General features: G+C 57.5%; 10 protein-coding genes and 2 rRNA genes (1 of these 12 cut by a window edge). 5 read left to right on the top strand and 7 right to left on the bottom strand.

Features of this window, described 5'->3' with window-relative positions; translation table 11 throughout:
- Positions 1–14: 14 nt before the first annotated feature.
- Positions 15–1,136, top strand: coding sequence for a phosphatase PAP2 family protein (locus tag AC1DY9_RS13940; RefSeq protein ID WP_457282805.1), 1,122 nt, complete (start codon positions 15–17; stop codon positions 1,134–1,136).
- Positions 1,137–1,143: 7 nt separating this feature from the next.
- On the top strand, positions 1,144–3,114 hold the full coding sequence (locus AC1DY9_RS13945; RefSeq protein WP_477666848.1) for a S8/S53 family peptidase: 1,971 nt from the start codon (positions 1,144–1,146) through the stop codon (positions 3,112–3,114).
- 15 nt (positions 3,115–3,129) lie between these two features.
- Here AC1DY9_RS13945 and AC1DY9_RS13950 read toward each other — a convergent pair whose 3' ends face one another.
- The 5 genes from AC1DY9_RS13950 to AC1DY9_RS13970 form a co-directional block, all read right to left on the bottom strand.
- A complete protein-coding gene (locus AC1DY9_RS13950; RefSeq protein ID WP_457282803.1) occupies positions 3,130–3,792 on the bottom strand; it encodes a Crp/Fnr family transcriptional regulator in 663 nt (220 codons plus the stop codon).
- Between the two features lie 45 nt (positions 3,793–3,837).
- Positions 3,838–4,509 (bottom strand): helix-turn-helix transcriptional regulator, encoded by a 672-nt coding sequence (locus AC1DY9_RS13955; RefSeq protein WP_457306967.1) that lies wholly within the window; start codon positions 4,507–4,509, stop codon positions 3,838–3,840.
- A gap of 156 nt (positions 4,510–4,665) precedes the next feature.
- A complete protein-coding gene (locus AC1DY9_RS13960) occupies positions 4,666–5,574 on the bottom strand; it encodes an esterase/lipase family protein (protein ID WP_457282801.1) in 909 nt (302 codons plus the stop codon).
- 34 nt (positions 5,575–5,608) lie between these two features.
- Entirely contained in the window at positions 5,609–7,234 is a 1,626-nt protein-coding gene (locus AC1DY9_RS13965; RefSeq protein ID WP_457282800.1) for a GMC family oxidoreductase, read from the bottom strand.
- A gap of 16 nt (positions 7,235–7,250) precedes the next feature.
- Positions 7,251–7,757, bottom strand: coding sequence for a hypothetical protein (locus AC1DY9_RS13970; protein WP_457282799.1), 507 nt, complete (start codon positions 7,755–7,757; stop codon positions 7,251–7,253).
- A 67-nt stretch (positions 7,758–7,824) separates the two neighbouring features.
- On the opposite strand from AC1DY9_RS13970, the gene AC1DY9_RS13975 reads away from it, so the two are divergent.
- The 3 genes from AC1DY9_RS13975 to AC1DY9_RS13985 all read left to right on the top strand — a co-directional run bounded on the left by AC1DY9_RS13975 (position 7,825) and on the right by AC1DY9_RS13985 (position 11,273).
- Entirely contained in the window at positions 7,825–8,565 is a 741-nt protein-coding gene (locus AC1DY9_RS13975; RefSeq protein WP_477666849.1) for a DUF8198 family protein, read from the top strand.
- A 75-nt stretch (positions 8,566–8,640) separates the two neighbouring features.
- Positions 8,641–10,326, top strand: a complete 1,686-nt coding sequence (locus AC1DY9_RS13980) for an AMP-binding protein (protein ID WP_457282797.1) — start codon at positions 8,641–8,643, stop codon at positions 10,324–10,326.
- A gap of 26 nt (positions 10,327–10,352) precedes the next feature.
- Positions 10,353–11,273, top strand: coding sequence for an MBL fold metallo-hydrolase (locus AC1DY9_RS13985; protein ID WP_457307049.1), 921 nt, complete (start codon positions 10,353–10,355; stop codon positions 11,271–11,273).
- Between the two features lie 226 nt (positions 11,274–11,499).
- On the opposite strand, the gene rrf is transcribed toward AC1DY9_RS13985, so the two are convergent.
- Positions 11,500–11,612: ribosomal RNA gene (gene rrf, locus AC1DY9_RS13990) — 5S ribosomal RNA — on the bottom strand.
- 143 nt (positions 11,613–11,755) lie between these two features.
- Positions 11,756–13,060 (bottom strand): 23S ribosomal RNA (locus AC1DY9_RS13995); it runs 1,575 nt beyond the window's last position.

The raw sequence follows: 13,060 nt of genomic DNA on the forward strand, positions 1-13,060 counted from the left end.
TCAGGGAGTTTTTTATGAGTATTTTTAGTTTGCTTGGCGGTACCGGCGGCACAGGTGGTACTGGCGGAACCGGAGGCACAGGCGGCACAGGTGGTACTGGCGGGACCGGAGGTACGGGCGGGACCGGTGGTACGGGTGGCACGGGCTCCAACCCCCTGCTTTCGGACGCCCTCATCAGGAGTCGGGCAGCACTGGTCGGCCCATTCAAGGGTGCCGTATTCCCGATTGACCTTCCAGTGCCGCTGGACAAACCAGAGCGCCTCGTCCAGTGGGATGTGATGCCCAGATTGCAGGTTTGCGGCTTGGAACTGTTGTCGGGTTTGCACTTTCAGGTCAATCAGTCTGCAAAAGAAATCGCCGTCGAATTTGTAGACCTGACGAAAAAGCCGCTATCCAACATGAAGCTTGCCACCTTCGTCAGGCCCGACGTGGCAGTCTTCCGGCAACAACTTCAATTGGTTGAAAATTACGCCCAACTGCGGGAGGACAGAGGGGTGGAAATTCTGGCGCAAATGTCCAGCTTAACTCCCTTCTGGGGCTCAGTCGTAGGACTAACCGATCACCGGCACAAATGGACGATGGAGCTCGTGACGCTAATGCTTGCCTTGGCAATTGACGTAGAAATGCGCCTCAAGCATGCTTTCGCTTGTCCACGCCCTATTGAGCTTTCGCCACAAATACAACCCATGATTCCTACGCCTGGGCACGCAAGTTGGCCAAGCGGGCATGCGACTGAAGCCTTCCTAATTATCACGGTGTTACTCACGCTACTGCCGTCAGGCCACAAATACAAAGAACAATTGGAACGGCTCGCAGCCCGTATAGCGGTCAACCGAACAGTGGCAGGCGTTCACTATCCCGTAGACAGCGCCGCTGGCCGTTTGCTCGGAACTGCTCTCGCAGAATTTTTTATCGCACGTTGCCAAGGCGCCAAAAGTTCGGCTGTATGGGGCTTCGATGGACGGAAATTCCAGGGGAAAAAGGGCGAGCCCGTCGACTTTGACATGCGCGTCTCCATGACAGACAACCTCAGTGGCTACTATCGATACAAGACCACCAGGCAAGCGATACAAAAATCACCAATACTTGCTTTTATGTGGGCCAAAGCTGCAGCCGAATGGCTGCCTCTCAAATAGGTCGGCCATGAACTGGAGCAAATTGCCCAAGGGCGAATTTACCGGCATGGACTGGGCGTTGCCCAATGCCACCAATGGTTTTGACCCTTACCTGGTTTGGGCCGAAACCGATAGCTTTGCCGGCTATGGCGATACACAGCCCAAGTGGTTGCCCATTGCTATTGAGCTGACGCGGGGTACCACGGTGTCCCAGCTTATTGCCGCTGCCTCCCCCAAGTGGCTCCATGTGCCACCTGTGTATGTCGGCACGGTCGCGCCGGCTGGCCTGAGGTTTTGCACCGCGCGGGTCAGGCCTGCGTTTTTCAAGGCAATTCAGCCGGGTGGCAGCCTTCACCCGCTGGTCCTAAGGCTTGAGCTGGGGCTGCCTGCAGCTGAATACGCTGACGATTCGGCGGAGAGCTCGCACACCAATCCACCTCCACATTCGCGCGGCGCGGCGTACCAAGCTGAAGCCAGTGCTGAGCGCCTGCTTTCGGGCAAGGTGTTCGGACTGATTGACGATAGCCTGGCATTGGCTCAGGCGAATTTTCTCCATCAGGGCAAGGCCCGCACCCGCTACTTCTGGCGGCAAGACGCACGGGGCAAAGGCCGCACACCCACCGGGTTGGGCTATGGGCACGAACTAACCGCCGCCGACATCAATGCAGCCATGCAGGCCAATGTCTATAACGGCTTGGTGGATGAAAGCGCGGTGTATGTCGCACTGGGGCTTTCTACCCTGGGCCAGAAACAGCCCAAGACCGAGCGCTTTTTTCACGCGCTGGACACGTCGATCAGTCACGGCTCACATGTCATGGATCTGGCAGTGGGGCCGCGCAAGCTGCTGGCCCAGGTGGCCAACTTGCCGCCTGCGTATGACGCGCCGCCTAGCTGGGCGCTGGCCAACGACGATGCCAGCCGCGCGCCGCTGGTTGCAGTGCAACTCGACTACGACACCGTGCAAGACACCTCGGGCGGCTCAATGAATGTGCATGTGCTGGACGGGTTTATGTACATCCTCTCTCGCTGCACCCCCACGGCCAAGGTGACGGTGAACGTGAGTTTTGGCACGCTGGCCGGGCCGCATGACGGCACGTCGCTGCTTGAGGCAGCCATGGACCAGCTGATCACCCTCCTTCATGGCCGCCTGCAGATTGTTCTGGCTGCTGGCAATAGCTACCAACTGCGCATGCATGCCAATACAACGCTGGCGAAAAACAAGTCCGCCACGCTGCATTGGTGCGCACTGCCCGACGATACAACGCAAAGCTTTGTGGAGCTCTGGATTGAAGAGAACCGCGAAGGCCTGGAGATTGAAATTACGCCGCCAGGGCAAGCTGCCTTGCCGGCATTGAAGTTTGGCCAGTCCCGAATGTGGGCCAACAGCGACAAGCAGCCCCTTTGCGCGCTGATTTATCCAAAGACGGTGGCCACTGGCCGGCGTGGCACCTGCGCCCTGCTGGCGGTGTCACCCACCTTCAGCTTCGAGAAGAAAGACGTCACCGCGCCCAGCGGAGTATGGCAAATCAAGCTGACGAACACCGCCACAAAATCGGTCACGGTGGATGCCTACGTGGAGCGAGACGATGTGGTCATCGGCACCCATACCGGAGCGCGCCAATCGTACTTTGAGGACGAGTGGTACGACACCAGCGGCAACCCCGGATCCTTTGTCGATCACCCCAACAATCCAAGCCTGATCCGGCGCAGCGGCAGCTTCAACAGCATTGCCACGGGCAGTAAAACTGTGTCGGTCGGCGGCACACGTATCACGGGGTCGAAGTGGGCGCACTATTCCCCGCAAAAACCAGACCCCGATGCTGCGCGGCCGCAGCGACCCGGCGTCGTCAAAATCCCGGATGCAGCCGCCTCCAGCGACGAAAACCCGGCCATGGTGGGTGTCAGTGCCGCAGGGACGCGTAGCAGTGCCGTGGTGCGCTTGCAGGGTACGAGCGATGCGTCGCCGCAAGAGGCTCGCAGGATTTTTAACGAACTCTAGGCTCTCGGCAAGGACTCACCAACGGCTCGGCAGCTTTTTGAGCAGCGTGATGCGTTTGGTGCCCATTTCGATGTAACCGCCTTTTTCCAGGTCCTTTAAAAGGCGGCTGACCATTTCGCGGGAGGCGCCGACGCGGCTGGCAATCTCCTGATGGGTGATTGATTCAAGAGTGACAGCCTCATTGGTAGGGTCGCGCTCCACCGCATCGCTATGTCCTTCAAGCACGGCAATCAGCCGTCCGTACACATCGAGCAGCGCCATGTTGCGCGCCGCTTCTGTAGCAGCACGCGCCCTGCGAATCACCTGAACCACGAGATTGATGGCAAATCCTGGCTCATCACCCAAGTGTTCGCTCACATCGGTACGACTGAGCACCGCACAGGTGCAAGGCTCAAGGGTAATAACTGAAGCCGAACGGGGTCCGCCGTCCAGCGACATTTCCCCAAAATAGTCGCCCGAATGAATCCTGCCGTAGGTGATTTCCCGGCCGCTTTCGTCCATGGCGAACACCTTGACACTGCCCTTGAGCAGAACAAACAGGTTGTCGCCGATTTCCCCTTCGTTGATGACAACGGCTTTTTTGGGGTAAGTTCGCACCACGCCTCGCAGGGCGAGCGTGCGCAATTCGGGAATCAAATGGGCATACAGCCCCTCATCGGAAGGTGGTGGTGAACTCATGATCACCCGTAATCTAGCACGTCGCCGGGACGTACGGGGCATCTATCAGTGGATTTGTCCGAGTGGCAGGGGGGCAATAGGCGGCAAGATCGCCACGCGATTGACCAGTTCACGAACGCCGCTGGATGCGGTCTTGGCGCAAAGGCTGCGCACATGGCTGCGCACGGTGGAAACCGCAACTTTCATCTGGAGGGCGATTTCCGGCGTGCTCAAGCAGCGGCACAGGAAAACCAGCACCTGCTCCTCCGTATGCGTGAGACCGTGACTGCGGGCAAAGGAGCCAAAAACACCCGACTCGCTCACGCCCACTCGAGACAAAAAGAGGGCAATGCGCTCACAGGGACTGCCCGCATTGCGATGCAGTGGCACCACAGCCAGGGTAAAGTCCACGCCGTCGGCCACCAGCCTGATCAGGCTGCGTTTTCCGGCAACTGCTTTGCCCATGGCAATCTGGAAGGCCTTGGCATCTGCCTGCATGAGGACCTTCAACTCTCCCCTGTCCACCCCCAAAACAACAGAGCGCTCAAGTTCGCGCCGCGCGATTTGATTCGCGTGCAAAATCCGCCCTTGGGCGCTGACAACGAACACCCCGTGCGCCAGCTCATCAACCAGCAGGGCCAGCAGCGCAGGCGTGGAATCAGACTCGGGTTCCAGCAGGGGCGGCAGCGGTCGGACAGCCTCCAACAGGCTGGTATTGGGCATTGCATAGAGTGTCAAGGGCTTGCTCCATCCTACAAATAGATGAGCATAAAAAGCCCAGCTCAATGTAGATAGTGAATATGCCGGGTCTTTTTTGTGAGAAATTCACATCGATAACGCCGATTGCGGACTGGGAAGGCTTAAGGGCTGACGGCAAGCGTCGATTACGCCGGTTCAAGCCGGATCACTGTCCAGCATGGCCAGGGTAGCGTTCATGACGCCCGGCAAAAATGCCATCTGCACATGGGCCGCGCCGCGAACCAGGCGATTGTCGGCGCCAGGCAAGGTGGCCGTGGAGGTCGGAAACACGATGTTGTCGCAGTTGGAGTACCAGCAGGTAAACAGCGTATGCCGATGGGCGGGCATCTCATGGTCCAGCTGGGCCTGCCAGTCGGACAGGAGGCGCATCTGGCGCCCATTGTGGCCATGCCCGAACCGGGCCAGCCAGGTTCCGCGGTGCGGTGTGCCGATGGTGACGACATGATGTACCCGGGCTTCGGCCTTCATACGCTTGAGCCAGGCCCTGGCGGCCAACCCACCCATGCTGTGGCATACCAGCAAGGGGGCAAGGCCTGTGGCTTGGGTGACCCGCACCACTGCGTCGTCAATTTGGGGGGCGTAGCCGTCTATGGAGCCGAACAGGGGTTCGAGATTGACAGCGACAAAGGCGCGTCCACTGCCTCGAACCCGCTTGAGCCAGGGGGTCCACAGGCCACGATTGCAGAAGAACCCATGCACAAACACCACGCCGCGGCGACCTCGGGCTGTCTCGGCCGGCAGGACCCTGTCCGGGACCGCATTGGAACGAAAGGGCTGGCGCCAGCAGAACACGCGGGGAGCCGTCAATGTCTCACCCAGCCATGCGCGCAGAAGTTCTGTCCAGGTGGGCTGGGGCGCCGGATCTGCCTTGTTGATGTACCGAAGGAGTAAAAACTCAAGCGCGAGGAAACCGGTGTACCCCAGTGCAATCAGCAGGAAGCCGGTGACGGCCAACGCGGGAGAGCTGCTGCGGAACCAGAACAGCCAGCCGAAAGCCGCGGCGACCAAGGTCAGGGTGATGAATCTTTGCAGTTGAGCCAGCATGAATGAGTCGGCGCGAGATCAAACCCGCAGTATCTCAGGCCAGTGTGACATCCTTGCCCGACAGTTTTTTGGCGAGGCCTTGCGCCAGGCGATTCACGGCGCCGTAGATGGACAGTTGCGGGTTGGCGCCAATGCTGGTGGGGAAAAGCGACCCATCGTGAATCGAAAGATTTTCGAGTTGCCAGTGCACACCGTCGGGCCGGGTAACGCCCTGTCGTTCAGCGCCCGCAAGACTGCAGCCGCCCATGACATGGGCGCTCACAACCCGCGTGAGCATCGGCTTCATGGGCAAGGCACTGACCGCAGTTCGCGCCTCAGCCCAAGAGGTATAAGGCCTGGCCATTTCGTGCAGCGGCAAAACCTGTTTGGCACCCGCTGCAAACTGGATTTCCATCATCGACAGCAGAGCCCTGCGCCCGCCCTCCATGACGTAGTCCGTCAGCGGATAGTCCAGCACGGCGGAGTTGTCGCTGCGCAGCTTCACCTGGCCGCCTGGCGACTCGTCATGAAAGCCGTCACGGAGCAAGGCCAGCAGCGTGTGGTTGTAGGGAAAAGACTTGAGCAGGTCGTGCTGACCCTGGCCGAAGCCAGGGACGGTCGACGCAAAGATGATCGGGTGCAGGGGCGGCGCTTCCAGCTTGTAGCCAATCGGCCCGTCAATCGCCTGGGTTTCCAGGAAATGATCGGAGTAAATGGTTTGCGGCGCACCGTTCCAGGCCTCCACCTTCTGGTCAAACACACTGGACGACATCACGACCGGGTGCAGGAATGTCCGGGCACCCAGCACACTATGCGGATCAGGCGCTCCAGAGCGCAACAGGACAGCCGGCGAGTTGATGGCACCGCCAGCCAGCACATAGTGTTTTGCTCTTATTTTGATAGCTGATTGCGCAAGTTCTGATTGGGCTGAAGCCCCATTTGGCCCTACACCCCGGCATATAAGCGCGGTGACCCGGCCATTGGCCAGCTCAAGGCTTTCTGCGCGGGTTTCAGTGAGCAGTTGCGCTCCACGGTCGAGCGCGGCAGGAATGGTGGTGACCAGCATGGACTGCTTGGCATTGGTGGGGCAACCCAACCCGCACGAGCCCAGGTTCCAGCAACCCTTGACGTTGCGGGAGATGGCCGAAGCGGGAATGCCCAGTTTGGCGGCGCCTCTGCGCAACAGGTCGTTGTTCTCATTCGGCGGGACCAGCCAGGGGGTGATGTTCAGCCGCTGCTCGGCCTGCGCAAAATACGGTGCAAGCGCTCCCACGGTGTAGCCACCCAGGCCAAACCTGTCCTGCCAGAATTGAAGCGTGGAAGCGGGTGTACGGAAAGAGCTGGTCCAGTTCACCGTGGTGGAGCCACCCACGCAGCGCCCCTGCAGGATGTTGATGGCTTTGTCTGCTGTTTTGCGGGCGGCGCTTTCCTGGTAGAGCGAAGGATAGGCCTCTGACTCTTTCTGGTTGAAATCCGAGCTGCTTCTAAGCGGGCCTTCTTCAATGATCACCACCTGCAAGCCGGCCTTGGCCAGCAGCTCGGCCGTGACTCCGGCGCCTGCGCCGCTGCCTATGATGGCGACGTCACAGGTGATTTTTTCAGGCACCGGGCCGAGCGCGCCACCCATGACTTTCCAGCCGCGCGCAATGCCTTCGCGGATCGGGTCTTTCAATTGACTCATGCTGCTTTCGGTGTCTTCAGATTTTGACGGGGCCGGGATAGCCCAACATCGCCCAGCTGGACGGTTCGGAAAAATACGCGCCGGCCGTGATGTCGTGTAGGGCGGCATAAGCCTGCTGGCGCAGCGCGAGGCTTGACAGACGCATATCCTGAAGCGCCTGCTGGATCTCCGCAACAGAGGCTTCGGGCCAAGGCCGGCTCAAGCGGGCCAGCGCGTGCCGACCGGCAGCACTGGCCAGCAACGCCAGCAGTTGTGACAACTCGCCTTGCGCATGAGGCGGAAGGGATTGCACCAGGATATCGACCCGGCTGAGCAAGCCTTGCAGCGCGATCTCGCGCGGGCCGGCGTCTGCGGGCAAAGTGGTATCCAGAACAGCGCGGCCTACAGCGGAAAAGACTTCACGTCCCGAGTGAGTCAAGACCCCACTGGTCAGGCCAGGCTGCAGCAAAGCAGCAGCGCCGCCAGCGACAACCAGCACGGCCGCTGACGCGGCACCGAGCTTGAGAAGCGTTCTTCTTTGCATCCGGGAAGTTTCTCATGCGCATTTAGGTTTCTATAGGGGGCCGTACCTAGATAAACTCCGGGTTTGTATGGACGCATCCGCACAACAAATTCATCACGCACTGCAAACCGTTGCGCAGCTTCGGCAGCAGCACGCGGCAGACCCACCGCTGGCCAAGGCGAGCGCGGAGGTCAAGCGGTTTCAGGCGCGCCGTTTTCAGGCCACTTACTCGGACCTGCTGCACAGCCCGCGCTATAAAACTGCCGCCACCTTCTTCCTGCAGGAGCTGTACAGCGACAAAGACTACGCCGAACGCGACCAGCAGTTTGCGCGTATCGCAAGCACCATCGCCAAACTCTTCCCGCAACCTGTTGTCAGCACGGCTGCCGCGCTGGCGGAAGTGCACGCGTTGACGGAAAAACTCGACGACCTGATGGCGCGGGAATGGCTGGCGGACTCTGCAGCCATCCCGGAAAGCAGCGATTGCGGGAGATACATCCGGTGCTGGCGACGGGTCGGGGATGTAGCCGCACGCACCCGGCAACTTGAAGTTGTCCTGCACCTTGGGGACGAACTCAACCGCCTGACGCGGACATTCGGCCTTCGCACGCTGCTCAAGATGATGAGAGGGCCGGCTGCCGCGGCGGGGTTGAACTCCCTGCAGCACTTTCTGGAAACCGGCTTTGACGCCTTTGCCAACATGCGTGGAGCCGACGAGTTCCTGCGCTTGATCAAGGACCGCGAGACGGCCTGGATTCATACCCTGTTCACTGACGAAGCTGTCACCTGCGAGACCAGATTGGGCCATTTGCTGGCCGCGGGGCCGTAATGTCACGTCGGCATTAGGACAAGCCCCATACGGATTCCACAGCACGGCTTTCACAATGGGCCGCAAGGAGTGTGTATGAACAAGCATTGGCTCAACAGTTATCCCGCAGGCGTTTCACACGAGATCGACACCGAGCAGTTCCGCTCGTTGAATCATCTGCTGGAAGACTCGTTCAAGAAAAACGCGGCCAAACCTTTTTCGGTTTGCATGGATCGCTGGATGACGTACGGACAGCTCGATGAACTGTCGTCGGCTTTAGGCGCCTGGCTGCAAAGCCTGGGTCTTGAGAGCGGGGCGCGGGTTGCGATTATGCTGCCAAATGTTCCGCAGTTTGCAGTCACCATGGCGGCCATCCTGCGGGCAGGCTATACCTGCGTCAACGTCAATCCGCTGTACACCGCCCGTGAACTGGAGCACCAGTTATGCGACTCCGGGGCCACTACCATCGTCATTCTGGAGAACTTCGCTGCGACACTGGCCGAAGTGATTGAGCGCACACCAGTGAAGAACGTCGTCATGGCGTCCATGGGTGATTTGCTGGGCTTCTGGTATGGCCAATGGATCACCTTCGCAGTCCGCCACCTGGCCAAGCTGGTGCCCGCCTACAAATTGCCGCTTGCAAACGGGCGCATCGTGACAGCCTTCAATCGCACGATCGCAGAAGGTAGCCGCCTGCCCCTCAGGCCTGCGCAGACCACACTGGATTCAATCGCCTTTTTGCAATACACCGGCGGGACAACCGGATTGTCAAAAGGCGCCGTGCTCACGCATCGCAATATCGTTGCGGCCATTCTGCAGGCCGAAGAATGGTTCACGCCGGCTCTAGAGCGGATAGGCGATGTCAGCAAGACAAACAATATCGCAGCGTTGCCGCTGTATCACATCTTCGCGTTGACGCTATGCCTGCTTTCGATTCGTTGGGGAGCTCATCTAACACTCATTCCGAATCCGCGTGACTTCGGTAAATTCATCGAGGTGCTCAAGAAGCGTCCGTTTCACATGTTGCCGGCCGTCAACACGCTTTTTAATGCGCTGCTTCAGCACCCTCAGTTCAAGACGGTAGATTTCTCGGCCCTTTGTGTTTCGCAGGCGGGTGGCATGGCCGCGTCCGAAGGTACGGCGAAACACTGGTTGCAGGTCACAGGTTGCCCCATGATTGAAGGCTGGGGCATGAGCGAGACTTGCGCCATCGGCACCAACAATCCGGTGATGAACAAGGAGTTCACCGGCACCATCGGCCTGCCGTTGCCCAGCATCGAAATCGCCATCAAGGATGACGATGGCCTATCGCTCGCACTTGGCGAATCCGGCGAGATCTGTATCAAAGGTCCGCAAGTCATGACGGGCTATTACCAGCAGCCTGAAGAGAACAAAAAGGCGTTCACCTCCGATGGCTTCATGCGCACCGGTGATATTGGCATCATGGACGAGCGCGGCTACACCAAAATCATCGATCGCAAGAAGGACATGATCATCGTTTCGGGATTCAATGTGTTCCCCAATGAACTTGAGAACGTCATTTCCCTGTGCCCAGGCGTTGTTGAGTGCGCAGCCATTGGCATTGCCGACGAAAAACAGGGCGAAGCTATCAAGGTTTTTGTGGTGAAAAATGACCCTACACTGACCGAAGACGATGTGAGCGCCTATTGCAAACAGCACCTTACCGGATACAAACGACCCAAATATATTGAATTTCGCGATGACTTGCCCAAAACCAACGTTGGAAAAATCCTCAGGCGTGAACTGCGAACCGCGACCTGAAGCGCTGCAGGGCTCGGTAGCTTCTGATGGCCAAGCCTGATTTACCCCCGGGAATGCAGGTTTTTGAGCGCGGCTGGCTCTCTGCAAACAATATTCTTTTCACCGACGGTGAAAAAACCTTGCTGGTTGATAGTGGTTATTGCACGCACGCGCCGCAAACGCGGTCGTTGATTGAGTCCGTCCTTGGGTCCCGCCCTCTCGATATTCTCGTCAACACGCACCTGCACAGCGATCACTGTGGCGGCAATGCTGCTTTGCAGGCGCGTTATCCCGATCTGCATACCCTTATTCCTCCTGGCCATGCGCAACAAGTAGCCGACTGGGATCCCGTGGCGCTGACTTATTTTCCGACCGGTCAGCTGTGCCCACGGTTCACCTTCACTGATGCGATGAAGCCGGGAGGTTCCATGCAGTTCGGGTCCGAGATGTGGCAGATTCATGCGGCGCCTGGGCATGACCCGCATTCRCTGATTTTTTTCCACCCCAATAGTCGTGTACTTATTTCAGCCGATGCTTTGTGGGAAAACGGCTTCGGTGTGGTGTTTCCCGAGCTGGAAGGTGCCAATGCATTCACGGAGGTCGCCGCGACTTTGGACGTAATTGAGCAGCTGAAGCCCAAGACCGTCGTTCCCGGGCACGGCCGTGTCTTTGCATACACACCAGAGGTGCTAGCGCTAGCACGTCAGCGGCTGAATTCATTTGTCAACAATCCGCCCAGACATGCGCACCATGCTGCCAAGGTTCTGCTGAAGTTCAAATTGCTCGAAATTCAACGCCAGAATTTCAACGACTTCGCAAAATGGGCCCTGGAAACGCCTTATTTCATGCAAATCAAAGCCAAATTTTTCGCGGACATCCCTGCCCGCGCGTGGATTGAGCAATTAAGCAACGAACTGGTGACTGCCGGCGTGGCCAACAGAGACGGTATGCATATCGTGAATGCCTGAATCACTGCGGGCCAGCGAGTTTTGACATTCATTTTTATCGCTGCTGTGTCGATCGCCTCTTGGCGAGCACCTAGACGCCTGCTTTAAGCACTTTGCACAAATACAAAAACAAAAGCCCGCATGAATTCATGCGGGCTTTTTAAACTCTGTGGCCTGGTCAATACCRAGCGCACAAAAGAAAACGCCCGGTTGATCAAAAATCAACCGGGCATTCCTTGCTGTAAGAGCCTGACGATGTCCTACTTTCACACGGGAATCCGCACTATCATCGGCGCTAAGTCGTTTCACTGTCCTGTTCGGGATGGGAAGGAGTGGTACCAACTTGCTATGGTCATCAGGCATAACTTGTTGACAGATTGTCCAAAGAACAATCCATCGAATTCATAGAGTAAATCAGCTTGTATTTAGATTCGCACAGCTGCTGAGCTGTGCTTTTTGAATGCGTCAACTTGGCATAACAACTTCGAATTAATCAAAGTTATAGGGTCAAGCCGCACGAGCAATTAGTATCAGTTAGCTTAACGCATTACTGCGCTTCCACACCTGACCTATCAACGTCCTGGTCTTGAACGACTCTTTAGGGGGCTCAAGGCCCCGGCAGATCTAATCTTGAAACGAGTTTCCCGCTTAGATGCTTTCAGCGGTTATCTCTTCCGAACTTAGCTACTCGGCAATGCCACTGGCGTGACAACCGATACACCAGAGGTTCGTCCACTCCGGTCCTCTCGTACTAGGAGCAGGCTTCCTCAAATCTGCAGCGCCCACGGAAGATAGGGACCAAACTGTCTCACGACGTTTTAAACCCAGCTCACGTACCTCTTTAAATGGCGAACAGCCATACCCTTGGGACCGGCTACAGCCCCAGGATGAGATGAGCCGACATCGAGGTGCCAAACACCGCCGTCGATATGAACTCTTGGGCGGTATCAGCCTGTTATCCCCAGAGTACCTTTTATCCGTTGAGCGATGGCCCTTCCATACAGAACCACCGGATCACTATGTCCTGCTTTCGCATCTGCTCGACTTGTCAGTCTCGCAGTTAAGCACGCTTATGCCATTGCACTATTATCACGATGTCCGACCGTAACTAGCGTACCTTCGAACTCCTCCGTTACACTTTGGGAGGAGACCGCCCCAGTCAAACTGCCTACCATGCACTGTCCCCGATCCAGATAATGGACCTAGGTTAGAACCTCAAACACACCAGGGTGGTATTTCAACGTTGGCTCCATGCGATCTAGCGACCACACTTCAAAGCCTCCCACCTATCCTACACAGATCTGTTCAAAGTCCAATACAAAGCTACAGTAAAGGTTCATGGGGTCTTTCCGTCTTTCCGCGGGGAGATTGCATCATCACAAACATTTCAACTTCGCTGAGTCTCAGGAGGAGACAGTGTGGCCATCATTACGCCATTCGTGCAGGTCGGAACTTACCCGACAAGGAATTTCGCTACCTTAGGACCGTTATAGTTACGGCCGCCGTTTACTGGGACTTCAATCAAGAGCTTGCACCCCATCATTTAATCTTCCAGCACCGGGCAGGCGTCACACCCTATACGTCGACTTTCGTCTTAGCAGAGTGCTGTGTTTTTAATAAACAGTTGCAGCCACCGATTTTTTGCAGCCTCATTGGGCTCCCCAAGTAAATGGTTCACCTACTAAAGGCACACCTTCTTCCGAAGTTACGGTGTCAATTTGCCGAGTTCCTTCTCCTGAGTTCTCTCAAGCGCCTTAGAATACTCATCTCGCGCACCAGTGTCGGTTTGCGGTACGGTCGTGTGTAGC

The organism is Polaromonas sp. P1_F6 (assembly GCF_056405695.1).